Origin of the sequence: Vreelandella halophila (assembly GCF_009856365.1) — a bacterium.
GTDB classification, from domain to species: domain Bacteria; phylum Pseudomonadota; class Gammaproteobacteria; order Pseudomonadales; family Oleiphilaceae; genus Halospina; species Halospina utahensis_B.
Genome location: NZ_WMEX01000007.1, coordinates 23,056 through 45,738, shown reverse-complemented (window position 1 = coordinate 45,738; position 22,683 = coordinate 23,056). Strand labels below are relative to the sequence as shown.

36 protein-coding genes are annotated in these 22,683 nt (G+C 60.1%); 1 reads left to right on the top strand and 35 read right to left on the bottom strand.

Annotated elements, in window-relative coordinates:
* Positions 1–23: 23 nt before the first annotated feature.
* From GLW01_RS12580 to GLW01_RS12555, 6 genes are all read right to left on the bottom strand, one after another.
* Entirely contained in the window at positions 24–362 is a 339-nt protein-coding gene (locus tag GLW01_RS12580) for a hypothetical protein (RefSeq protein WP_151440439.1), read from the bottom strand.
* Positions 355–1,032 (bottom strand): type II secretion system protein GspM, encoded by a 678-nt coding sequence (locus GLW01_RS12575; RefSeq protein WP_160899256.1) that lies wholly within the window; start codon positions 1,030–1,032, stop codon positions 355–357. Before GLW01_RS12575 ends, GLW01_RS12580 begins: the two co-directional genes overlap by 8 nt.
* Positions 1,029–1,640, bottom strand: a complete 612-nt coding sequence (locus GLW01_RS12570; protein ID WP_160899255.1) for a PilN domain-containing protein — start codon at positions 1,638–1,640, stop codon at positions 1,029–1,031. The genes GLW01_RS12575 and GLW01_RS12570 overlap by 4 nt, the downstream gene beginning before the upstream one ends.
* Positions 1,637–2,470 carry a biogenesis protein MshI gene (locus tag GLW01_RS12565; protein ID WP_160899254.1) on the bottom strand — a complete coding sequence of 278 codons (834 nt, stop codon included), beginning with the start codon at positions 2,468–2,470 and terminating at the stop codon, positions 1,637–1,639. The genes GLW01_RS12570 and GLW01_RS12565 overlap by 4 nt, the downstream gene beginning before the upstream one ends.
* A 234-nt stretch (positions 2,471–2,704) precedes the next feature.
* Positions 2,705–3,208, bottom strand: a complete 504-nt coding sequence (gene ssb / locus GLW01_RS12560; protein ID WP_095618761.1) for a single-stranded DNA-binding protein — start codon at positions 3,206–3,208, stop codon at positions 2,705–2,707.
* A 70-nt stretch (positions 3,209–3,278) separates the two neighbouring features.
* Entirely contained in the window at positions 3,279–4,640 is a 1,362-nt protein-coding gene (locus GLW01_RS12555) for an MFS transporter (protein WP_160899253.1), read from the bottom strand.
* Between the two features lie 132 nt (positions 4,641–4,772).
* Here GLW01_RS12555 and uvrA point away from each other — a divergent pair, with 132 nt between their 5' ends.
* Positions 4,773–7,610, top strand: coding sequence for an excinuclease ABC subunit UvrA (gene uvrA / locus GLW01_RS12550; RefSeq protein ID WP_160899252.1), 2,838 nt, complete (start codon positions 4,773–4,775; stop codon positions 7,608–7,610).
* 81 nt (positions 7,611–7,691) lie between these two features.
* Here the strand turns inward: uvrA and rplQ are convergent, their stop codons facing one another.
* The 29 genes from rplQ to tuf all read right to left on the bottom strand — a co-directional run bounded on the left by rplQ (position 7,692) and on the right by tuf (position 22,676).
* Entirely contained in the window at positions 7,692–8,096 is a 405-nt protein-coding gene (rplQ, locus tag GLW01_RS12545; RefSeq protein ID WP_151440445.1) for a 50S ribosomal protein L17, read from the bottom strand.
* Between the two features lie 38 nt (positions 8,097–8,134).
* Positions 8,135–9,136, bottom strand: a complete 1,002-nt coding sequence (locus GLW01_RS12540) for a DNA-directed RNA polymerase subunit alpha (RefSeq protein WP_160899251.1) — start codon at positions 9,134–9,136, stop codon at positions 8,135–8,137.
* 24 nt (positions 9,137–9,160) lie between these two features.
* A complete protein-coding gene (gene rpsD, locus GLW01_RS12535) occupies positions 9,161–9,781 on the bottom strand; it encodes a 30S ribosomal protein S4 (RefSeq protein ID WP_095618757.1) in 621 nt (206 codons plus the stop codon).
* Positions 9,782–9,799: 18 nt separating this feature from the next.
* Positions 9,800–10,189 carry a 30S ribosomal protein S11 gene (gene rpsK, locus GLW01_RS12530; RefSeq protein ID WP_077529266.1) on the bottom strand — a complete coding sequence of 130 codons (390 nt, stop codon included), beginning with the start codon at positions 10,187–10,189 and terminating at the stop codon, positions 9,800–9,802.
* A 13-nt stretch (positions 10,190–10,202) separates the two neighbouring features.
* Entirely contained in the window at positions 10,203–10,559 is a 357-nt protein-coding gene (gene rpsM / locus GLW01_RS12525; RefSeq protein ID WP_077529267.1) for a 30S ribosomal protein S13, read from the bottom strand.
* A gap of 108 nt (positions 10,560–10,667) precedes the next feature.
* On the bottom strand, positions 10,668–10,781 hold the full coding sequence (gene rpmJ, locus GLW01_RS12520) for a 50S ribosomal protein L36 (protein ID WP_077529268.1): 114 nt from the start codon (positions 10,779–10,781) through the stop codon (positions 10,668–10,670).
* Between the two features lie 16 nt (positions 10,782–10,797).
* Positions 10,798–12,126, bottom strand: coding sequence for a preprotein translocase subunit SecY (secY, locus tag GLW01_RS12515; RefSeq protein WP_095618756.1), 1,329 nt, complete (start codon positions 12,124–12,126; stop codon positions 10,798–10,800).
* A 12-nt stretch (positions 12,127–12,138) separates the two neighbouring features.
* Positions 12,139–12,573, bottom strand: a complete 435-nt coding sequence (gene rplO, locus GLW01_RS12510) for a 50S ribosomal protein L15 (protein ID WP_151440447.1) — start codon at positions 12,571–12,573, stop codon at positions 12,139–12,141.
* Position 12,574: 1 nt separating this feature from the next.
* Complete coding sequence (rpmD, locus tag GLW01_RS12505) at positions 12,575–12,760, bottom strand: 50S ribosomal protein L30 (RefSeq protein ID WP_095618754.1); 186 nt, start codon at positions 12,758–12,760, stop codon at positions 12,575–12,577.
* A gap of 4 nt (positions 12,761–12,764) precedes the next feature.
* The gene (rpsE, locus tag GLW01_RS12500; protein ID WP_077529272.1) at positions 12,765–13,265 is read right to left on the bottom strand and encodes a 30S ribosomal protein S5; all 501 of its coding nucleotides are present in this window, start codon (positions 13,263–13,265) and stop codon (positions 12,765–12,767) included.
* A 12-nt stretch (positions 13,266–13,277) separates the two neighbouring features.
* A complete protein-coding gene (gene rplR, locus GLW01_RS12495) occupies positions 13,278–13,628 on the bottom strand; it encodes a 50S ribosomal protein L18 (RefSeq protein ID WP_095618753.1) in 351 nt (116 codons plus the stop codon).
* Between the two features lie 9 nt (positions 13,629–13,637).
* A complete protein-coding gene (gene rplF, locus GLW01_RS12490) occupies positions 13,638–14,171 on the bottom strand; it encodes a 50S ribosomal protein L6 (protein WP_095618752.1) in 534 nt (177 codons plus the stop codon).
* 8 nt (positions 14,172–14,179) lie between these two features.
* On the bottom strand, positions 14,180–14,572 hold the full coding sequence (gene rpsH / locus GLW01_RS12485; protein WP_151440448.1) for a 30S ribosomal protein S8: 393 nt from the start codon (positions 14,570–14,572) through the stop codon (positions 14,180–14,182).
* A 64-nt stretch (positions 14,573–14,636) separates the two neighbouring features.
* Positions 14,637–14,942: a 30S ribosomal protein S14 gene (gene rpsN / locus GLW01_RS12480; RefSeq protein WP_151440449.1), complete on the bottom strand. Its 306-nt coding sequence runs from the start codon at positions 14,940–14,942 to the stop codon at positions 14,637–14,639.
* A 9-nt stretch (positions 14,943–14,951) separates the two neighbouring features.
* Positions 14,952–15,482, bottom strand: coding sequence for a 50S ribosomal protein L5 (gene rplE, locus GLW01_RS12475; protein WP_425356596.1), 531 nt, complete (start codon positions 15,480–15,482; stop codon positions 14,952–14,954).
* Positions 15,483–15,506: 24 nt separating this feature from the next.
* Positions 15,507–15,830 (bottom strand): 50S ribosomal protein L24, encoded by a 324-nt coding sequence (rplX, locus tag GLW01_RS12470; protein WP_095618748.1) that lies wholly within the window; start codon positions 15,828–15,830, stop codon positions 15,507–15,509.
* Positions 15,831–15,846: 16 nt separating this feature from the next.
* Positions 15,847–16,215 carry a 50S ribosomal protein L14 gene (gene rplN, locus GLW01_RS12465; protein WP_077529279.1) on the bottom strand — a complete coding sequence of 123 codons (369 nt, stop codon included), beginning with the start codon at positions 16,213–16,215 and terminating at the stop codon, positions 15,847–15,849.
* A gap of 58 nt (positions 16,216–16,273) precedes the next feature.
* Positions 16,274–16,540 (bottom strand): 30S ribosomal protein S17, encoded by a 267-nt coding sequence (rpsQ, locus tag GLW01_RS12460; RefSeq protein ID WP_151440450.1) that lies wholly within the window; start codon positions 16,538–16,540, stop codon positions 16,274–16,276.
* 1 nt (position 16,541) lies between these two features.
* On the bottom strand, positions 16,542–16,733 hold the full coding sequence (gene rpmC, locus GLW01_RS12455) for a 50S ribosomal protein L29 (protein ID WP_077529281.1): 192 nt from the start codon (positions 16,731–16,733) through the stop codon (positions 16,542–16,544).
* Positions 16,733–17,146 (bottom strand): 50S ribosomal protein L16, encoded by a 414-nt coding sequence (gene rplP, locus GLW01_RS12450; RefSeq protein WP_077529282.1) that lies wholly within the window; start codon positions 17,144–17,146, stop codon positions 16,733–16,735. Before rplP ends, rpmC begins: the two co-directional genes overlap by 1 nt.
* Before the next feature lie 12 nt (positions 17,147–17,158).
* A complete protein-coding gene (rpsC, locus tag GLW01_RS12445; protein WP_077529283.1) occupies positions 17,159–17,845 on the bottom strand; it encodes a 30S ribosomal protein S3 in 687 nt (228 codons plus the stop codon).
* Positions 17,846–17,855: 10 nt separating this feature from the next.
* Positions 17,856–18,188: a 50S ribosomal protein L22 gene (gene rplV, locus GLW01_RS12440; protein ID WP_077529284.1), complete on the bottom strand. Its 333-nt coding sequence runs from the start codon at positions 18,186–18,188 to the stop codon at positions 17,856–17,858.
* 18 nt (positions 18,189–18,206) lie between these two features.
* Positions 18,207–18,485 carry a 30S ribosomal protein S19 gene (gene rpsS, locus GLW01_RS12435; protein ID WP_077529285.1) on the bottom strand — a complete coding sequence of 93 codons (279 nt, stop codon included), beginning with the start codon at positions 18,483–18,485 and terminating at the stop codon, positions 18,207–18,209.
* Positions 18,486–18,503: 18 nt separating this feature from the next.
* Positions 18,504–19,334: a 50S ribosomal protein L2 gene (gene rplB / locus GLW01_RS12430; protein WP_151440451.1), complete on the bottom strand. Its 831-nt coding sequence runs from the start codon at positions 19,332–19,334 to the stop codon at positions 18,504–18,506.
* 17 nt (positions 19,335–19,351) lie between these two features.
* On the bottom strand, positions 19,352–19,645 hold the full coding sequence (gene rplW, locus GLW01_RS12425) for a 50S ribosomal protein L23 (RefSeq protein WP_077529287.1): 294 nt from the start codon (positions 19,643–19,645) through the stop codon (positions 19,352–19,354).
* Positions 19,642–20,250 carry a 50S ribosomal protein L4 gene (gene rplD, locus GLW01_RS12420; RefSeq protein ID WP_151440452.1) on the bottom strand — a complete coding sequence of 203 codons (609 nt, stop codon included), beginning with the start codon at positions 20,248–20,250 and terminating at the stop codon, positions 19,642–19,644. The genes rplW and rplD overlap by 4 nt, the downstream gene beginning before the upstream one ends.
* 11 nt (positions 20,251–20,261) lie before the next feature.
* Positions 20,262–20,903 (bottom strand): 50S ribosomal protein L3, encoded by a 642-nt coding sequence (gene rplC / locus GLW01_RS12415; protein ID WP_160899250.1) that lies wholly within the window; start codon positions 20,901–20,903, stop codon positions 20,262–20,264.
* 78 nt (positions 20,904–20,981) lie between these two features.
* Positions 20,982–21,293 carry a 30S ribosomal protein S10 gene (rpsJ, locus tag GLW01_RS12410; RefSeq protein ID WP_077529290.1) on the bottom strand — a complete coding sequence of 104 codons (312 nt, stop codon included), beginning with the start codon at positions 21,291–21,293 and terminating at the stop codon, positions 20,982–20,984.
* A 189-nt stretch (positions 21,294–21,482) separates the two neighbouring features.
* Positions 21,483–22,676 carry an elongation factor Tu gene (tuf, locus tag GLW01_RS12405; RefSeq protein ID WP_077528630.1) on the bottom strand — a complete coding sequence of 398 codons (1,194 nt, stop codon included), beginning with the start codon at positions 22,674–22,676 and terminating at the stop codon, positions 21,483–21,485.
* Positions 22,677–22,683 lie beyond the last annotated feature (7 nt).

Sequence of the window (22,683 nt, the reverse complement as noted above, 5' to 3'; positions counted from 1 at the left end):
CTCGCATAACGGTTAACCTGCTGCTAGCGCCGGACTGACGGCGCGCTGTCGAGTTCAAGAGTGTACTGCTGTCCGCCAATTTCAATCAGCACACGATCCATACCGATTCGGACAAGGGTGGCATCCCCAAGCTGACCGCCCTTAGCAAGGCTGATCCCGTTGATGACCGCCCGCCGGCGCTGATCCCCCACCAGGATTGAGTCCAGCTGGAAGCGGCGTGCCGGCGAGACGCTGCTTTCCTGTGTCGATACCGAGGACGGCCGCGTTGGGTCCGGCAGTGACGCCCCGCTGCTGGCCCCGCAGGTCAGCGGTACCAGAATCAGAAGGCCAGCAATGATGCCACTCACAAGCCGTTCAGACACCCAACCACTCCCTGTGCAGGCTCAGTGTGTGCAACCGGATCCGGACCCGCGCTCCCGGCCAGTCCTGTGTCTGATAATCCAGTGACCGCCACCCCAGACGCTCATCCAGGCCTTCAAGATCCCGCAGATACGCCAGCACATCATGGAAACCACCGCTGACGGTGACTTCCACCGGGTGGGCATAGAGGCTGGCCTCCTTTTCACTGTTCGCACTGTCATCCTGGCCTTCCACCGCAACCGGCTGAGGGGCCCTGTGGGAGACACTCTCCAGGGCCACCCCCTCATGCCGGGCCAGCATACGGCGTAACAGCGCCACCATCTCCGACGGGCTGATCAGGCCGGTCGTCAGCTCCTCGAGCTGCTGATCGTAACGGTCAAGGCGCCTCTGGAGCTGGCTGATACGTTCACGCAGCGGTTCGTTGGGATCCTTTTCCAGCTTGCGCAGAAGCGTTTCCTCCTGCGCGGCAAGCCCTTCCAGCGACTCCTGCGCACTGGCAATGCGCTCCGCCACCTGGCTCCGGGCCTCCAGAGCCGGTGTCACCAGCAACTGCCAGGCTCCCAGAGCCACCAGCGCCGCCGCAGCCACCAGCATCAGCACACGTTCACGGCGCGCCCGCGCCAGGAAGGCAGCCGCGAGCGTCTGCCAGCGCTGCTGGAGACGGTCCTTCATTCGTCTTCCTCCGCTGATTCGCGGGTTGAAGCCACATCAAAGCTCAGCGGCCCACCGTCCTCCGGGCGGTCAATGCCAAAGCGGGCAAAGCGACGCCCTTCGAACACGGATTCTTTCTGCAATCGCTGCAGATATTCAGGCACGTTCTGACCATCGGTGGTACGACCTGACAGCCCCAGACGATCACGCATCAGATCCACCCGGATCCGTGTGAGCCAGAGCCCATCGAGTGTCTGGCGTGCCAGCCCTTCCAGATAGGGTGTGAAGCCCTCGCTACTCGCCTTTGCCACCGAATCCGCACGCTCAACCAGGCGGCGGCGATCACGGACCCGCTGCTCCAGTCGTGTGACCTGCTCTTCCAGGGCCGGATCCTTCTTTCGGTCGGCCACCTGTTCCTGGAGCGTCTCCACCGACTGCTGCTTTTCGGCTTCCCGGGCTTCAATCTCCGCCAGCCGGGCTTCAGCACCGGCCAACTGATACCGGAGAGCGCCCCCGATGCCGGCAACCACCAGCAGCACAACCGCAACCAGGCTGAGCATCCGGCCCAGGGTCAGCCACTCCCTTGAGGGCTGAAAGCCCTCTGTGTACAGGTTGACGGACTGCTTCATCTCGCTCCCTCGTCATCCGCCAGCAGCGTGGCAACAGCAAGCCCGGTTCCGGGTGCGGGCGTCACGCCTGAGAGCATGGCACTCCAATCCAGATCCACCACTTCAGCGGTCACCTCGGAATTGAGCATCCCGGCAAGCGGCAGCGCTTCCGGGTGGCCTGCCAGCTGGACACGGGAGGGGGGAATCTGTCGCAGCTGACTTTCGTAATAATCCAGCGACCGCTGGATCTCCAGCGCCAGGTCCTGGACCGTCTGCTCCTGGGTGGTGGCGTCCCGTAGCTGGGCCTGGGAGACATCCAGGCGCCGCGCCATGTAGAGCACCTCACCCCGGCAAAAGATCACGTGACCACTCTGCCGTCCCAGATGCACCAGGGCCGCGCCACGCCCCTCTGGATCGGCACGGGCCAGAAGGTTACGCAGCGCGAGCTCGGCGATATCAATGCATTCAAGCTCAAGCCCCGCTTCATGGATACGCTCCACGATAGAGCGTATCCGGTCCTGGTGGGCACAGACGGCGTTAATCAATGCCCCACGGTCCCGTGAGGCGTCCTCGGGAAACGGAAAGGTATCAATAACGGCTTCACTGGCGGGATAATCGAGCAGATCCCCGAGCTTCCAGCGAACGGCGTTCGCCAGCTCGCCAGGCTCGACGTTGGGGCGCTCTGCCTGAAAGATCTGATACTGATCCGGCCCCAGAACCACCCGCGCCCGGGCACCACCCACCCCCTGTTCATTCACCAGGGATTCCAGTGTCTGCCCAGCGCCTGCGGAGCCGCTCTGGAGCGAACCGTCCGCCTGCATGCAGGCCCAATGGAGCGCATCATCGGTCAACTCCAGCCCCACGCGGAGTGAAGAGTGACGTTTCGCGAACGGATGTCGGAGGGATCGGAGTGCCAGCAAGTTGACCGTCTGCGCTGCTCGTGAAATTCCGAAGGGCACTCTCACGGAACAATGGGAGTGCCAATACGTGTCGCGAGTATAGTTCAGGATCCGAACAGATTCACGCTGTTCAGATGGTTATCCACGTCTTTTAACACAGCACTGGGACTTGCTGGCAGAAGTCTGCTAGAAGGGAATGTCGTCATCAAAGTCGTCAACGGGATCCGGCATGCCGGTCCCCTGATTCTGGTCACCACCCTGGGGCGCGTAGCCACCGCCTCCCTGGGGCGCACCACCCTGTGCGGCACCCGGCGCGCCGCCTCCGGTGCCGGCACTGTCACCACCACGGCTGTCGAGCATCTGCATCTGGCCGTTGATGTCGACGATGATCTCGGTGGTGTAACGGTCCTGACCGCTCTGGTCCTGCCACTTGTTGGTCTGCAGGCGGCCCTCAATGTAGACCTTGGACCCCTTGCGCAGGTACTGGCCGGCCACTTCCGCGATCTTGCCGAACATGACGATGCGGTGCCATTCCGTGCGCGGCACCATCTGGCCGGTGTTGCGGTCCTTGTAGCTCTCGTCCGTTGCCAGCCTGAGATTGGTGACCGGGTTGCCATTGGCGGTATACCGGGTCTCGGGATCCGCGCCCAGGTTGCCGATCAGGATGACCTTGTTTACGCCTCTCGCCATGCTCTGCTCCTGTTCCTTTCTCTTTATTCGCTGTTATGCGTTGACGGAAACCGTCCCGTGGCTTCCTTACTCAGACCTGCCGCGCCACAAAGGGAAGACGCCACAGGGATTCTTCGCTGAACTGCTGGCGATCCACCTTGAGCCAGGCCTCACCGCTGCCGGCAAGCACCACGGCATCATCCACCCCCGGAATGGCCAGAAACGCCTCGCGCATGGTGCGCGGATCCTGGGTGTGCTCATCGGTGAGCTGCAACGCCAGACTGGTGGCGTAGCGTGGCGGCGCCATGGTGACAACCAGGCCGAGCCAGACCGCGATGGCCAGCAGAACGAGAACAATAACACCGCTGGCACCGGCGAAACCAGAGAGCCAGCCCCCGAGCGCACCGCCCACAAAAGACCCCATGAACTGGCTGGTGGAATAGACGCCCATGGCCGAGCCCTTGCCGGCCGCTGGCGCCTCCTTGCTGATCAGCGAGGGCAGCAGTGCCTCCAGCAGATTGAAGCCGGTGAAAAAGATGAACAGCACCCCCCAGAATCCGGCGATCCGCTCCCAGCCGATGCCCATCAGCGCCACGGCCACCCCGAGCAGCGCCACCGCCACGGTCATCACCTGCTTGAGACGGCGCTTCTTCTCGCCAATGATCAGCAGCGGCAGCATTGCCACAAAGCCCGTTCCCATCACCGAAAGATAGACCCACCAGTGCTGGTTGGTGCCCAGCCCCAGCTCCTCCAGCGTCAGCGGCACAATCAGGAACAGGGCGGTCAGCGTCAGGTGCAGGACGAAGATACCGCCATCCAGGCGCAACAGCCGACCCGATGTCAGCACCTGGCGGAGCTGGTCCCGGGCCGGCAGCGCATCCGGCTGATGGGTGCGCGTCTCAGGCGTGGGCACGATGGTTGCGACCAGCACCATGCCGATGCCCGCGAGCACGGCCGTCAGCAGGAAAATCCCCGTGAGCCCATAGGCATCCCCCACCATGGGCCCCAGCACCAGCGACAAAGCAAAGGCCATACCAATGGACAGTCCGATGGTGGCCATACCTTTGGTGCGGTTTTCCTCGCGGGTAAGGTCACTGGCCAGCGCCATGAGCACACTGGCGATAGCGCCTGAGCCCTGCAGAATGCGCCCGGCAATGACCCCCTGGATGGAATCCGACCACCCCGCCAGCAGACTGCCGGCGGCAAACAGCACAAGCCCTATCTGGATCAGCGGCTTGCGCCCAAAACGATCTGAAAGAATGCCAAAGGGGATCTGCAGCAGCGCCTGGGACAGACCGTAGGCGCCCAGTGCCACACCCAGAAGCGCCGGGCTTGCCCCCTGAAGATCCCGCCCCAACAGCACAAACACCGGCAGGATCATGAACAGACCCAGCATGCGGGAGCCGTAGACCGTTGCCAGAGCCGCTATGGCGCGTTTTTCAGTGGCGTTCATCAAGGATCCTCCGGAAAAGCGGCGCCATCTTAGCACAGCGCCGGCGGTTCACTCATGGATCCAGATCAATCCATCTATGGCGGGGTGGCGCTAAGCCCTATAATGGTCGTTTTGCCCGGCAACTGGAGCAACATGAAACACATCCGTATCCGGGGTGCGCGCACCCACAATCTGGCATCGGTGGATCTGGATATTCCCAGGGATCAGCTCGTGGTGATCACGGGGCTCTCCGGCTCCGGCAAATCATCACTGGCCTTCGATACTCTTTACGCGGAGGGGCAGCGGCGCTACGTGGAATCCCTCTCGACCTACGCCCGCCAGTTCCTTTCCATGATGGAAAAGCCGGATGTGGATCATATTGAGGGGCTGTCGCCGGCCATTTCCATCGAACAGAAGTCCACCTCGCACAACCCGCGCTCCACGGTTGGCACCATCACCGAGATCCACGACTACCTGCGCCTGCTGTTCGCGCGCGCCGGCGAACCGCACTGCCCGCTGCACGATGAACCACTGGCTGCCCAGACGGTGAGCCAGATGGTGGACCAGGTGCTGGCTCTGCCCGAGGGCAGCCGCATGATGATTCTGGCGCCGCTGATCCGCGAGCGCCGGGGCGAGCACCAGCAGGTGCTGGATGAGATGCGCAGCCAGGGGTTCATACGGCTGCGTATTGACGGGACGGTGTACGACATCGATGACCTCCCCTCACTGGACGCCAAGCGCAAACACAGCATTGAGGTGGTTGTGGACCGCTTCCGGATCCGGGACGGACTGCAGCAGCGTCTGGCCGAATCCTTCGAGACCGCACTGGCGCTGGCGGATGAAACCGCCCGGGTGGCCTCCATGGATGAAGACGGCGCGGAGGAGCTGGTTTTCTCGGCCCGCCATGCCTGCCCCCAGTGCGGCTACTCCATCAGCGCGCCCGAGCCGCGGACGTTCTCATTCAACAACCCGGCGGGCGCCTGCCCCACCTGTGACGGGCTGGGGGTTGACCAGTTTTTCGACCCCCAACGACTGATCCGCAACCCCGAACTCACTCTGGCCGAAGGTGCGATACGGGGCTGGGACCGGCGCTCGGTCTACTACTTCCAGATGCTCGAAAGCGTCGCCTCCCATTACGGCTGCGACCTCGACACGCCCTGGCAGGAGCTGCCGGAGTGGTTCCAGCACACCGTCCTGCGCGGCACCGGAGATAAAGCGATCACCTTTCGGTATGTGAACTCCCGCGGTCAGGCGGTGGACCGAGAGCATCCCTTCGAGGGGGTGATTCCCAACCTGGAACGGCGTTACCGGGAAACGGATTCCCAGACGGTACGCGACGAGCTTTCCCGTTCCCTGAGTTCGCGCCCCTGCCCGGACTGCCGCGGCTCGCGCCTGAATGAGGTGGCCCGCAATGTGTTCATTGGCGACTGGACGCTTCCGGCAATGGCGCGCCTGTCCATTGCCCATGCACTGGACAACGCCCAATCCATCACCCTTCCGGGCTGGCGTGGCCAGATCGCCGAGACCATTCTCAACGAGATCCGCAAACGCCTTGAATTCCTGGTCAACGTGGGCCTGGGCTACCTCACACTTGAACGCAGCGCCGATACCCTCTCCGGAGGGGAGGCACAGCGGATCCGGCTCGCCAGCCAGATCGGGGCCGGACTCGTGGGGGTGATGTACATTCTGGACGAGCCCTCGATCGGGCTTCACCAGCGCGACAACGACCGGCTACTGGGCACCCTCAAGCGCCTGCGGGACATGGGCAACACCGTGATCGTGGTGGAGCACGACGAGGACGCCATCCGCGCCGCCGACCACATTGTGGACATCGGCCCTGGTGCCGGCATCCATGGCGGCCGGATCATGGCCGAGGGCACTGCCGACGCCATCGCGGCCGAACCGGAGTCCATCACGGGCCAGTACCTCACTGGCCAGCGCCGGATCGCCATTCCCCCGCAGCGGACCGCACCCGGCGAACACTGGATCACCGTAACGGGCGCTACCGGCCACAACCTCCAGGGCGACGAGGTACGCATCCCCGTGGGGCTGATGACCTGCGTCACTGGCGTATCAGGTTCCGGCAAATCCACGCTGATCAACAGCACGCTCTATCCGGCCGCTGCACGGCAACTCAACAATGCTACAACACTCACACCGGAGCCCCACGAACGCATTGAAGGGCTGGAAAGCCTGGATCGTGTCATCGACATTGACCAGAGCCCCATCGGGCGCACGCCACGGTCCAACCCGGCCACCTATACCGGACTGTTCACGCCTATCCGCGAGCTGTTTGCGGGAACCCAGGAGGCCCGCTCGCGCGGCTACAAACCGGGCCGATTCAGCTTCAACGTGAAGGGTGGGCGCTGCGAGGCGTGCCAGGGTGACGGCGAAATCAAGGTCGAGATGCACTTCCTGCCCGACATCTACGTGCCCTGTGATGTCTGCCAGGGCCAGCGCTACAACCGGGAGACCCTGGAAATCACCTACAAGGGAAAGACCATCCATGAGGTGCTCTCCATGACCATCGAGGAAGCGCGCGAGTTCTTCGACTCCGTTCCCTTCCTCGCCCGGCGCCTGCAGACACTGATGGAGGTGGGCCTGTCCTACGTGAAGCTCGGCCAGAACGCCGTAACCCTGTCAGGGGGCGAGGCACAACGGGTCAAGCTGGCACGGGAACTGTCCAAGCGGGACACGGGCAACACACTGTACATCCTCGACGAACCCACAACCGGCCTGCACTTCCACGATATCCAGCAGCTACTCGACGTGCTGCACACCCTCAGGGACCACGGCAACACCGTAGTGGTGATCGAACATAACCTGGATGTCATCAAGACCGCGGACTGGCTGGTCGACCTTGGACCGGAGGGAGGGGACGGCGGCGGACGCCTGGTAGCGGCAGGCACCCCTGAAACGGTCGCCAGGGAGCGCGACTCCCACACGGGCCAGTACCTGGTCAATTATCTTCCCGAGGCCTGCAGCCAGTAACTGCGCATAAAAAAAGCCGGACACAGGGTCCGGCTTCTTCTGAGGCTTCGCCTGAGCACTTCAGGCGGAGACACGAGACTCTCAGTCCTCGTCGTCATCATCCTCATCGTCTTCCACGTATTCAACAACCGGACGACCGATGACCTCAACATAGGCCATGGGCGCGTTGTCGCCAGCCCGCAGACCGCACTTGAGAATCCGCAGATAACCACCGGGACGACTCTCGAACCGCGGACCGAGCTCTTCAAACAGCTTGGTCACCGCCTGGTCATTGCGCAGCCGCGCGAATGCCTGACGACGGTTCGCCACCGAGTCCTCCTTGGCGAGTGTGATCAGCGGCTCCGCCACACGGCGAAGTTCCTTCGCCTTGGGCAGGGTCGTCTTGATCAGCTCATGCTCCACCAGAGAGGCAGTCATGTTGCGGTACATGGCCTTCCGGTGCGAACTGTTGCGGTTTAATTTACGACCACTCTTACGATGACGCATTGCTCTAATTCCTTAAATCAAAATCAGCGATTCAGCGATCAGCCACCAAGGACCCGGTCATCACCGCGCAGACTCGCCGGCGGCCAGTTCTCAAGCCGCATACCCAGCGACAGGCCACGGGAGGCCAGCACATCCTTGATCTCGGTCAGTGATTTCTTGCCGAGATTGGGCGTCTTCAGCAGTTCGACTTCTGTGCGCTGGATCAGATCGCCAATGTAGTAGATGTTCTCCGCCTTCAGGCAGTTGGCCGAGCGCACGGTCAGCTCAAGATCATCAACCGGGCGCAGCAGGATCGGATCAACTTCTTCTTCTTCCTGCGATTCTTCCGGCTCTTTCTCTTGGTCCAGATCGACGAACACTGCCAGCTGCTGCTGCAGGATGGTCGCCGCCCGACGGATCGCTTCCTCCGGATCGATGGTACCGTTGGTATCCAGATCGATGATCAGCTTATCCAGGTCGGTCCGCTGCTCAACACGGGCACTCTCAACCATGTAGGAAACACGGCGGACGGGGCTGAAGGTCGCGTCAATCTGAAGGCGGCCAATGGCCCGACTTTCCTCGTCCTGCTCGCGCTGATCCGCGGGCTCATACCCTCGGCCGGAGCTTACCGTCAGCTTCATGTTGAGCTCACCGCCCTTGGACAGGTGACAGATCACCAGATCCGGATTGACGATCTCAACGTCATGATCAAGCTGAATATCCGCCGCGGTGACCGGCCCCTCTTCTTTCTTGGAAAGAGAGAGTTCGGCCTGCTCGCGACCATTGAGCTTAACGGCCAGCGCCTTGAGATTCAGCAGGATCTCAATGACATCCTCCTGAACCCCTTCAATGGCGCTGTACTCGTGCAGCACTCCATCGATCTGCGCTTCCGTTACTGCGCTTCCGGGCATGGAAGACAGCAGGATCCGCCGCAGAGCATTACCCAGCGTGTGGCCAAAGCCCCGCTCAAGAGGCTCCAGAACCACGCGGGCGTGGGTTTGGGTCTGCTCCTCCACATTAATGCTGCGAGGAGTCAGAAATTCGGTAGCTGAACGCTGCATTGGACGCCCCTATTTCGCTGTGCGTTACTTGGAGTAAAGCTCGACGATCAAGCTCTCGTTGATGTCCGCAGAGATATCGCTGCGCTCCGGACGGGACCGGAAGGTTCCGACGAGCTTGTTGGCGTCGACGTCGACCCACTCGATGGCCGCACGACTGTTCGCCAGCTCCAGCGCATTGCGGATACGGAGCTGGTTCTGAGCCTTCTCCCGTACGCGGACCTCATCACCGGGCTGCACCTGGTAGGAGGCCACATTGACGGTGCGGCCATTGACCTGCAGCGCCTTGTGGGAAACCAGCTGCCGTGCTTCAGCGCGTGTGGCGCCAAAACCCATGCGGTAGACCACGTTGTCGAGCCGGCACTCCAGCAGCTGAAGCAGGTTCTCGCCGGTTGAACCCTTGCGGCGAGCTGCTTCCTGATAGTAGTTCCGGAACTGTTTCTCCAGCACACCGTACATACGGCGTACTTTCTGCTTTTCCCGAAGCTGGGTTCCGTATTCGGACACCCGGGTACGCCGTGCGCCATGCTGACCCGGCGCCTGATCGACGTTGCACTTGCTTTCGAGCGCCCGGACCCCGCTCTTCAGGAATAGATCTGTCCCCTCGCGGCGAGACAGTTTACATTTCGGACCAATGTAACGTGCCATAAATCGCTGTCTCCTTGATTACACGCGGCGCTTTTTCGGCGGACGACAGCCATTGTGCGGGATGGGTGTCGCGTCCTCGATGTTGGTGATCTTGAAACCTACCGCATTGAGAGCGCGAACCGCGGATTCCCGGCCGGGTCCGGGACCCTTGACCATTACGTCCAGGTTTTTAAGACCGTATTCAGCGGCCGCGTTACCGGCCCTTTCAGCTGCTACCTGCGCAGCAAAAGGTGTACTCTTTCGTGAACCGCGGAATCCGGAACCGCCAGCAGTCGCCCAGGAAAGGACGTTGCCCTGGCGATCGGACAGGGTCACGATGGTGTTGTTGAACGAGGCGTGGATATGGGCCACGCCGTCAACAACTGACTTTTTCACCTTTTTACGGGTACGTGTACCTGGCTTTGCCATTTTTACCTACCTGTTATTTACGAATCGGTTTACGGGGGCCCTTGCGGGTCCGCGCATTGGTCTTGGTCCGTTGACCACGAACCGGCAGACCATGGCGATGCCGAAGGCCGCGATAGCAGCCCAGGTCCCGCAACCGCTTGATGTTCATCTGAACCTCACGACGCAGGTCACCCTCAACCGAAAGCTTGCCGACTTCCGTGCGCAGGTTGTCCACCTGCTCATCGGAAAGCTCGCCAACCTTCGTGTTCCGGGGGATGCCCGTCGCGTCGCAAAGCTGACCTGCCGTGGTATGGCCGATCCCGAAGATATAGGTCAACGAAACCGCGGCATGTTTATTCTCGGGTATGTTGACACCGGCTATACGTGCCATTCACTTCACTCCGCATTCAAAGCTTTGCTGTTTACGTTACCGTCACAAAAGGTGCGGAATGATAGCGCCTGAATCGGCAGATATCAACAACCGCCCCCTGATGCTGCCTCACCCCTGGCGTTGCTTGTGACGGGGCTCGGTGCAGATGACCCGGATCGAGCCATTGCGACGAATGATTTTGCAGTTTCGGCAGATTTTCTTCACCGATGCACGTACTTTCATTTCAGTCTCCCGTTGATCAGCGGAACATGCCGCTGCGTCCGTGATTCTTGAGGTTGGACTTCTTCATCACCGATTCGTATTGGTGCGACATCAGATGTGCCTGAACCTGTGACATGAAATCCATCACCACCACTACGACGATCAGCAGTGACGTACCCCCGAGATAGAACGGCACATTGCCGAATACCGTCAGGAACTGGGGCATGATCGACACTGCTGCAATGTACAGCGCCCCGAAGATCGTCAGACGTGTGAGCACCCCGTCAATGTACTTCGCGGTCTGCTCACCGGGCCGGATCCCGGGGATGAAGGCGCCGGACTTCTTGAGGTTGTCCGCGACCTCCCGCGGGTTATACATCAGTGCTGTATAGAAGAAGCAGAAGAAGATCACTGCAGCCGCAAACAGCAGGATGTACAGAGGCTGGTTAGGCCCCAGGATCTGGGACAGATCCCCCAGCCACTCCATGCCTTCGGACTGGCCAAACCACTGTCCCAGTGATGCCGGGAACAGCAGGATCGACGACGCGAAGATCGCCGGAATAACACCGGCCATGTTCACCTTCAGCGGCAGATGACTCTGCTGCTGGGCGTAGACACGGCGTCCCTGCTGGCGCTTGGCATAATTCACCGTGATCCGGCGCTGACCGCGCTCCATGAACACGATGAACCCAACCACGGCAATAGCCATGGCACCGACACCGAAGACCAGCAGCAGACTCATCTCACCACTGCGGGCCTGTTCGAGCGTCTGACCGATGGCGCCCGGGAGACCGGCGACGATACCGGCGAAGATCAGCAGCGAGATGCCGTTTCCGATGCCACGCTCAGTGATCTGCTCACCAAGCCACATCAGGAAAACGGCACCACATACAAAGGACACGACCGCGATGAAATAGAAGTCGAGGCCGCTGGAGAACGTCACCCCCTGGGACGCAAGCCCCACGGAAATCCCCAGCCCCTGCACGAACGCCAGGCCAACGGTACCGTACCGCGTGTACTGGCTGATCTTCTTGCGACCGGATTCGCCTTCTTTCTTGAGCTGCTCCAGCTGCGGACTGACCGCCGTCATGAGCTGCATGATGATCGCGGCGGAGATGTAGGGCATGATGCCCAGCGCCAGGATACTCATACGCTCAAGGGCACCCCCTGAGAACATGTTGAACATGCCCAGGATGGTACCCTGCTGCTGTTCAAACATTGCCGCCAGCCGATCCGGGTTAATGCCCGGGACCGGGATGTGCGCGCCGATCCGATAAACCAGGATCGCGATCACAACGAACTTGAGCCTCGAGTAGAGCTCCGAGAGGCCCTGTCCCTTAGCGGATGCCGGTCCCTGTTTAGCCATTTAGCCCTCGACTCAGTCTTCGACTTTCCCGCCAGCGGCAGTAATCGCTTCACGGGCGCCTTTGGTTACCCGCAGGCCCTTGACGGTCACCGCACGGGAGATCTCACCGGAGGCGATCACCTTTGCTTCGCGAACGTCATGACGGATCAGATCCGCTTTCTTCAGAGCGTCCAGATCAGCCGTGTCACCCTCGACTTTGGCCAGCTCGTGAAGACGGATTTCCGTCTCCCAACGCTGCTGACGGGAGGTGAAACCGAACTTGGGCAGGCGCCCACGCATCGGTTGCTGACCACCCTCGAAGCCGGGCGCGATACTGCCGCCGGAACGGGATTTCTGGCCATTGTGACCACGGCCGCCGGTTTTACCCAGGCCACTGCCGATGCCACGACCAACACGCTTGCGCTCGGCCTTGGAGCCGTCACCTGGGCGGAGTTCGTTCAGTTGCATCTTACTGTTCCTCTACCCGAACCATGTAATTGACACGGTTGATCATCCCGCGGACCGCGGGCGTGTCCTCGAGTTCCACCGAATGGTGGAGACGGCGCAGTCCCAGTCCACGGACACAGAGTTTATGGTTCTTCTGTGCGCCGATGGGGCTGCGGGTCAGTGTGACCTTGATCGTTTTGTTAGCCATAACGTCAATCCAGGATCTCTTCCACGGTTTTACCACGCTTAGCCGCCACTTCTTCCGGCGACCGCATGGCTTTCAGGCCTTCAACGGTAGCCCGTACCACGTTGATCGGGTTGGTGGAGCCATAGCACTTGGCCAATACGTTGTGTACACCGGCAACTTCCAGAACGGCACGCATCGCGCCACCGGCGATAATGCCGGTACCCTCGGAAGCCGGCTGCATGAACACCCTGGAGGCGCCATGGTTAGCCTTGACCGGGTACTGCAACGTAGCGCCATCCAACGGCACGGACACCATATTCTTACGCGCGGAGTCCATCGCCTTCTGGATCGCTACCGGCACCTCACGTGCCTTGCCGCGGCCGTAACCGACCCGGCCATTGCCATCACCCACAACCGTCAGGGCGGTGAAACCGAAAAGGCGGCCACCCTTGACCACTTTGGCCACCCGATTGACCTGCACCAGCTTCTCCTGAAGCTCGGGCTGGTTCTGCTCATTCACGCTCATCTTCTCCACCTCTTAGAATTGCAGGCCGGCTTCACGCGCCGCATCGGCAAGCGCTTTGACGCGACCGTGGTAGCGATAACCGGACCGGTCGAATGCAACCGTTTCGATACCCGCGTTTTTCGCCCGTTCCGCGATCAGCTCGCCAACCTGGCGTGCGGCGTCCACGTTTCCGGTTGCACCCTGGCGCAACTCCTTGTCCAGTGTGGAGGCGGCCGCCAGCACCTGGCTGCCATCCGCCGTAGTCACCTGAGCATACATATGACGCGGTGTACGGTGGACGCAGAGGCGGTTGGAGCCACGTTCCCGGATCTTGATGCGCACTTTACGTGCGCGACGCAATCTGGATTCTTTCTTCGCGCTCATCTGTTTGCCCTATTTCTTCTTGGCCTCTTTACGCCTTACCGTTTCATCCGCATAGCGGACACCCTTGCCCTTATAAGGCTCAGGCGGACGGAAAGCCCTGATGTCTGCTGCAGCCTGGCCGACACGCTGCTTATCGATGCCCTTGAGCACCAGTTCGGTCGGCTTGGGGGACTCAGCGGTAACGCCTTCCGGCAACTTGTATTCCACCGGATGGCTGAAGCCAAGCGTAAGATTCACGCTGTCACCCTGGGCCTGGGCCCGGTAACCGACACCATTGATTTCGAGCTTGCGCTCGAAGCCATTGGTCACACCAACAACCATGTTGTTCAGGAGTGCCCGGGTGGTACCGGCCAGTGCACGGCTTTTCTTCGCATTGTTACGCGGCGCGAACCGCAGCTTATCGTCGTCCTGCGTCACTTCGACACTCGGGTGAATGCTGTGCTGAAGCGTACCCTTGGCACCCTTCACTTCAACGTCCTGACCGTTGAAATTCACCTCGACACCGGATGGCAGCACGACAGGATTACTCGCAACCCTGGACATGACTCCTCCTAGAATACGGTGCAGATAATTTCGCCACCAATGCCGGCCTTGCGGGCGGCGCTGTCTGTCATCACGCCCTTCGACGTGGAGACGATGGCGACGCCCAGACCATTGGCCACGCGCGGCAGTTCGCTGTTGCCGCGATACTGGCGCAGACCAGGGCGACTCGCCCGCTGGATGCTCTCAATGACGGGCTTGCCTTCGAAATAACGCAGATTGATGGTCAGCCGGGGCTTCTTATCGCCCTCAACGCTGAAGTCCTCGATGAAGCCTTCGTCCCGCAGGACCGTGGCAACGGACTGTTTCATCTTGGAGGACGGCATTTCCACACTCACCTTCTCGGCCATCTGGCCGTTACGGATGCGCGTGAACATGTCCGCCAACGGATCTTGCATGCTCATTCGTATGAGACTCCTGATCGTTTCAGTTGTGCAGCAACAATGCTGTTGCTTACCAACGCGCGGGTTACCAGCTGGCCTTGCGCAGCCCCGGAACCTCTCCGCGCATTCCGGTTTCACGCAGCTTGATGCGCGAAAGCTGGAATTTCCTGAGGACACCATGCGGGCGCCCGGTTACCTGGCAACGATTGCGAAGACGCACCGGGCTGGAGTTACGCGGCAGCTTCTGCAGCTGCATCTGCGCTTCCCAGCGTTCTTCGTCGCTCAGATTCGGATCCTTACTCATTTTTTTAAGGCGCTCACGCTTTTCGCCGTATTTGGCGACCAGGCGTTCCCTGTTGCGTTCGCGCTCTTTCATGCCGATTTTGGCCATGTCCGATCCTTACTGTTTGAACGGAAAATTGAATGCCGAAAGCAGAGCACGCCCTTCCTCATCACTCTCAGCGGACGTGCTGATGGTGATATCGAGGCCACGGACCTTGTCGACCTTGTCGTACTCAATTTCCGGGAAAATGATCTGTTCCCGCACGCCCATGCTGTAATTGCCGCGCCCGTCGAAGGACTTGGGACTCAGGCCACGGAAATCACGGATCCGCGGAATCGCGATCTGCACCAGGCGATCAAAGAAATCCCACATCCGCTCACCACGCAGGGTCACCTTACAGCCGATCGGGAAGCCTTCCCGGATCTTGAAGCCTGCAACGGACTTCCGCGCCTTGGTGATCACCGGCTTCTGACCCGACAGCATCTGCAGGTCAGCGACAGCGTTATCGAGCTGCTTCTTGTCGCCTACAGCCTCGCCAACGCCCATATTCAGGGTGATCTTTTCAATCCGCGGCACCTGCATCGGGTTCGCATACCCGAACTGCTCGTTCAGCGCCGGGATCACCTGTTCTTTGTACACGTCTCTCATGTTGGACATCGTAACCACCGCCGCTTACTGGTTATCGATCACTTCTTGCGTGGACCGGAAGATGCGCACCTTGGTGCCGTCTTCCTTCACCTGAAACCCGACACGATCAGCCTTGGCCTGCTGCGGGTTATAGATGGCCACGTTCGAAATATGAATCGGAGCTTCCTTTTCGATGATGCCGCCCTGGGTTCCCGCCATGGGATTCGGGCGCGTGTGCTTCTTGACCATATTGATCCCGGACACAACGACCCGTTCACCACCATCAACAATCCGCAGCACCTTGCCACGCTTGTTACGGTCTTTCCCCGTGGTGACCACCACTTCGTCATCTCGCTTGATCTTGTTCATAACCGGCCTCTTGTTCCTACAAAACCTCGGGTGCCAGCGAAATGATCTTCATGAATTTCTCATTCCGAAGTTCGCGAGTCACCGGGCCAAAAATTCGGGTGCCTACCGGCGCTTCCTGCGGGTTAAGCAGGACCGCCGCATTGCCGTCGAACCGGATCAGGGACCCGTCCTGGCGCCGGATACCACTCTTGGTCCGGACCACAACTGCCTTGAGCACCTGACCCTTCTTGACACGGCCCCTGGGGATCGCCTCCTTGACGGATACCTTGATGATATCCCCGACCCTTGCATAGCGCCGGTGCGAGCCACCCAGGACCTTGATACACATGACCTGACGGGCGCCGCTGTTATCGGCTACGTCAAGTACGGTTTGCGTCTGAATCATGGTTAGTCTCCACTAGAAACCACTTCGTCTTTACGACAAGAACCAGTGTCCTGGCGCCTTACACCTTCGACGCGTGCTCAACCACGTTCACCAGTGTCCAAGCCTTGTTCCGCGCTAGCGGACGGCTTTCGGCGATGGTTACAAAATCACCGACACTGCACTGGTTGTCTTCGTCGTGAGCCTTGATACGCGTCGAGCGCTTCACGTACTTGCCGTAGAGCGGATGCTTTTCCCGGCGCTCAACCATAACGACGATCGTCTTCTGCATCTTGTCGCTGACCACGCGGCCGTTGAGCGTCCTGGCGTTTTCACTTGCATTAGCCATATCAGTCACCTGCTTTCTCAGTCATAACGGTTTTAACACGCGCAATATCGCGCCTGGTCTGACGCAGCAAGTGGGACTGATTCAGCTGACCTGTCGCTTTGCGCATCCGGAGATTGAACTGTTCCTTGAACAGCCGCATCAGCTCCTGGTTCAGTTCCTCTGCCGATTTGTCACGCAATTCTGTTGCTTTCATCACATTACCGTCCTGTTCACAAAGGTGGTCGGTACCGGCAGTTTGGCCGCGGCCAGATTGAATGCGTCACGCGCCACGTCTTCTGCCACCCCTTCCATCTCATACAGCATCTTCCCGGGCTGGATTTCAGCAACCCAGTACTCGACGGCGCCCTTGCCCTTGCCCATGCGGACCTCAAGGGGCTTCTCGGTAATCGGCTTGTCCGGGAACACACGGATCCAGATTTTGCCGCCACGCTTGATCCGGCGGGTCATGGTCCGACGGGCCGCCTCGATCTGGCGTGCGGTGACACGCCCACGACCGGTCGCCTTGAGACCGTACTCACCAAAGCTGACCTTGTTGCCTGTATGGGCCATGCCGCGATTGCGGCCTTTCTGTACCTTGCGGAACTTGGTTCGTTTCGGTTGCAGCATTTGGAGACCCCCTTACTTCTGAGCTTTCTTCTGAGCAGCGGCTTCTTTTTCAGCCCGTACCTGCTCAAGACCGCCCAGGATTTCACCCTTGAAGATCCAGACTTTCACGCCGATGATCCCGTAGGTGGTGTGGGCCTCGTAATGCGCGTAGTCGATGTCCGCACGCAGCGTGTGCAGCGGTACGCGACCTTCCCGGTACCACTCGGTACGTGCAATCTCGGCACCGCCGAGGCGGCCACTCGCCTGGATCCGGATTCCTTTGGCGCCCTGGCGCATAGCATTCTGTACGGCCCGCTTGAGGGCGCGCCGGAACATCACGCGGCGCTCCAGCTGGTTCGCCACGCTCTGGGCAGCCAGCTTGGCGTCGAGATCAGGCTTGCGGATTTCCTCAATGTTGACGTGCACGGGCACGCCCATCATGTCGGTCAGCTCCTTTCGGAGCTTATCCACGTCCTCACCCTTCTTGCCGATCACAATCCCCGGACGGGCGGTATGGATCGTAATCCGAGCGTTCTGCGCGGGACGCTCAATCAGAATCCGGCTGACCGAGGCCTTCTCGAGCCGGCGATTGAGAAATTCGCGGACCTCGATATCCTTCAACAGGTTCTGGGCGTAAGCCCCTTTCTCCGCATACCAGACCGAGTTGTGCTCTTTGACAACGCCAAGCCTGATACCGGTTGGATGTACTTTATGACCCATCGGGTATCTCCTACTCGTCCGAAACCTTGACGGTGATGTGGCACGTGCGCTTCAGGATCCGGTCTGCACGGCCTTTGGCCCGTGCCTGGATCCGCTTCAGCGTCGGCCCCTCGTCCACACAGATGGTTGCAAGCCGCAACTCATCCACGTCCAGGCCTTCGTTATGCTCGGCGTTGGCAATCGCAGACTCGAGGGTCTTGCGAATGATCCCGGCCGCTTTCTTCGGTGTGAACGCCAGTGTATTCAGCGCTTCCTCGACACTCTTCCCACGAACCATGTCTGCGACAAGGCGAGCCTTCTGAGCCGAGAGTCGAGCGCCTTTCGTTTTAGCCGCTACTTCCATCGTTTAATCCCCTCAGAATCAGCGTTTCTTCGCTTTCTTGTCGGCAGCATGCCCGCGGAACGTGCGTGTCGCGGCAAACTCGCCAAGTTTATGACCAACCATTTCCTCAGTGATCATGACCGGCACATGCTGCCGGCCGTTATGCACTGCAATGGTCAGCCCTACCATCTCCGGAAACACCGTGGAGCGGCGCGACCAGGTTTTGATCGGCTTACGGCTGTTGTTTTCCAGAGCTGCCTCAACCTTCTTCAGCAGATGCAGGTCTATAAAAGGACCTTTCTTCAGAGAACGTGGCACAGCTTCTTCCCCTAAACGTTATTTCTTGGCCGAACGACGACGTACGATCATCTTGTCAGTACGCTTGTTCTTACGAGTCTTATGTCCTTTGGTCGGAATCCCCCAGGGTGTAACCGGGTGACGCCCGCCAGAGGTACGCCCTTCACCACCGCCATGCGGATGGTCAATTGGGTTCATAGCAACACCGCGTACTGTTGGCCGCTTGCCACGCCAACGTGTTGCACCCGCTTTGCCGGACTGTTTGAGACTGTGCTCGCTGTTGGAAACCTCCCCCAGCGTCGCACGGCAATCAGCCGGCACCTTGCGCATCTCACCCGAACGCAGCCGAATGGTTGCGTAGTTGCCTTCACGCGCGACCAGCTGGACCGACGAACCGGCGCTTCGCGCGATCTGGGCACCCTTTCCGGGTTTGAGCTCAATGCAATGGATCACCGAACCCAGAGGGATGTTACGCAGGGGCAGGGTACTGCCGGCCCGGATCGGTGCATCGATCCCTGACTGAACCTTGTCGCCCTGCTTGAGCCCCTTGGGCGCGATAATGTAACGACGCTCCCCATCCTGGTACTTGACCAGCGCAATATGGGCGGAACGGTTCGGATCGTACTCCAGACGCTCTACCTGGCCGGGAATACCATCCTTGTTGCGCTTGAAATCAATATGGCGGTAATGGCGCTTGTGGCCACCACCGATATGACGGGACGTGATCCGGCCATTGTTGTTCCGGCCACCCGTCTTGCTGAGCTTGGTCACCAGTGGCGCGTAGGGTGCACCCCCGTGAAGGTCAGGATTACGGACCTTGATGAGGTGGCGACGACCGGGTGACGTCGGTTTGGTTTTCTCAATCGACATGTCTGTAACCCCTCAACCTATTCCACGTCCATGAAGTCAATATCCTGACCATCAGCCAGGCGCACATACGCCTTCCGAAGATCGTCACGCTTACCCATGCCATGGATTGTGCGCTTGTTCTTACCCTTGCGGTTGCTCACCTGGACTTTGGTTACGTCCACATTGAACAGCTGCTCCACCGCCTTGCGGATCTCAGGCTTGGTCGCATCAGGAGCCACCTTGAACACGACCTGGCCCTGATCACCAACCATGGTCGCCTTCTCAGAGACCAGCGGGCCGAGCAGAACCTTGTAAATTCGCTCCTGATTCATCCCAGCATCTCCTCAAACTTCTTGAGCGCATCCACTGTAACCACGACGTGGTTGTGCGCTACGAGACTCACCGGATCCACGCCCCGGACATCGGAAACCGCCACGTTCGGGATATTGCGCGATGCCAACTCGAGATTCCGCTCAACGGAGTCAGAAACAATCAACGCGTCCTGCTGAACACCCAACTCCTGGAGCTTGGCGTTGAACACCTTGGTACGCGGCTGATCAGGGGTAATGGAGTCCACAACCACGAGACGCTCCTGGCGCACAAGCTCGGAGAGAATCGAGCGCAGCGCGCCACGATACATCTTCCGATTCACCTTCTGCGAATAGTCGCGCGGGCGCGCCGCGAAAGTTGTGCCGCCACCGCGCCAGATTGGGCTGCGAATGGTACCGGCACGGGCACGGCCAGTGCCCTTCTGTCGCCAGGGCTTTTTACCGCCGCCGCTGACCTCAGAACGCGTCTTCTGCTTGACGCTGCCCTGACGGCCGGCCGCCAGGTAGGCGGTTACGACCTGGTGCACCAGCGATTCGTTGAATTCTTTACCAAAAGCGGCATCCGATACCTGAACACCGTTACCGCTTCCTGTCACTGTCAATTCCATCACGCCACCCCTTAGGCTTTCACTGCGGGCTTGATGATCAGGTCCCCGCCATTGGCGCCAGGGACGGGCCCTTTAACCAGCAGCAGATTCCGCTCGGCATCAACACGCACGATCTCGATGTTCTGACTGGTCACGCGCGCATTACCCATTTGACCGGACATCTTCTTGCCCTTGAATACACGGCCCGGAGACTGGCACTGACCAATAGAGCCAGGTGCGCGGTGCGCGAGAGAGTTACCGTGGGTCTTGTCCTGGGTGGAGAAGTTCCAGCGCTTGACGGTACCAGAGAAGCCCTTGCCCTTGGACTGGCCGGTCACATCAATCGACTGACCATTCTCAAACTGGGAAACGTCAAGCTCGGAACCGGGCTGCAGCTCTCCGTCCTCTGACTGGTCTTCCAGCCGGAACTCCCAGAGACTGCGCCCTGCTTCGACGCCATTCTTTGCGAAATGGCCCGCTTCCGGCTTGGTAATCCGGTTCGCACGGCGCGTACCGGTCGTTACCTGAACCGCGCGGTAGCCGTCCCGCTCGGGCGTCTTGATTTCGGTAATTCGGTTGGCATCAACCTGAATCACCGTGACGGGGATGGAGTTACCCTCGTCGGTAAAAATACGAGTCATACCGGCCTTGCGGCCGACAACACCAATCGCCATTGTTCACCTCTTAGTGTACGGGGCTTCAACCCTCTATGGCCTGAAAGACAGTTACACTCTGAGGGGTTAACTAAAGGGTTAACCCAGGCTGATCTGCACATCCACTCCGGCGGCGAGATCGAGCTTCATCAGAGCATCGACTGTCTTTTCGGTAGGCTCAACGATATCCAGAAGGCGCTTGTGCGTCCGGATCTCATACTGATCACGCGCGTCCTTATTGACGTGCGGCGAGATCAGGATGGTGTACTTCTCTTTCCGGGTCGGCAGAGGAATAGGACCCCGAACCTGAGCACCAGTCCGCTTTGCCGTATCGACAATTTCCTGGGTGGACTGATCGATCAGGCGGTAATCAAACGCCTTCAACCGGATTCTGATTTTTTGGCTCTGCATGTTGCACCAAACTCCAATCGTTGTTGGCAGCTCGTATAAGCCGACCCGTAAAAAGGATGCGCATTATAGGGCGCATGCGCGACGGCGTCAACCTACGGACTGCTTCAGAGAATCCGTTACAGGGATGGACCCTGAAACCAAAAAAGGGGCTGCGCGACGGCAACCCCTTTTTCCAGGGCGCGGTACCGATTACTCGATAATCTTGGTCACCACGCCTGCGCCGACAGTCCGGCCGCCTTCGCGTACCGCAAAGCGCAGCCCGTCTTCCATCGCGATCGGCGCGATCAGCGTGGCTACCAGCTTCACGTTATCACCCGGCATCACCATCTCGACGCCTTCCGGCAGCTCGCAGGTGCCGGTCACGTCCGTGGTCCGGAAGTAGAACTGCGGGCGATAGCCGGTGAAGAACGGCGTATGACGACCACCCTCGTCCTTGCTCAGGACGTAGATCTCGCCCTCGAACTTGGTGTGAGGCGTAATGCTGCCCGGCTTGGCCAGTACCTGGCCACGCTCAACGTCGTCACGCTTGGTGCCACGCAGCAGCGCGCCGATGTTCTCACCCGCACGACCCTCGTCGAGCATCTTGCGGAACATCTCAACACCGGTGCAAACGGTCTTCTGCGTCTCGCGCAGACCCACAATCTCCACCTCGGAGCCGGTCTTGACCACACCGCGCTCAACACGGCCGGTGACAACGGTACCGCGACCGGAGATCGAGAACACGTCCTCGATCGGCATCAGGAACGGCTGATCGATGGCGCGCTCGGGCTCGGGAATGTGCGCGTCCATTTCCTTGATCAGGTTCGCCACCGCGGTGGTGCCGTAGCCGTTGTCGTCCTTGCCTTCCATCGCCATCAGCGCGGAGCCGGTTACGATCGGCGTGTCGTCGCCCGGGAAGTCGTACTCGTTCAGCAGCTCCCGCACTTCCATCTCAACCAGCTCGAGCAGCTCCTCGTCGTCAACCATGTCGGCCTTGTTGAGGAACACCACGATGTGCGGCACGCCAACCTGGCGTGACAGCAGGATGTGCTCACGCGTCTGCGGCATCGGGCCGTCAGCGGCGGAGACCACCAGGATCGCGCCGTCCATCTGCGCCGCGCCCGTGATCATGTTCTTCACATAGTCAGCGTGGCCGGGGCAGTCAACGTGCGCGTAGTGACGGCTCTCGGAACCGTACTCCACGTGCGAGGTCGCGATCGTGATACCGCGGTTCTTCTCTTCCGGCGCGTTGTCGATCTGGTCAAACGCACGCGCCTCACCGCCGAACACTTCCGCACTCACGCGCGTCAGCGCCGCCGTCAGCGTCGTCTTGCCGTGGTCCACGTGACCAATGGTGCCCACGTTGATGTGCGGCTTATCTCTTTCGAATTTTTCCTTAGACACGATTCAC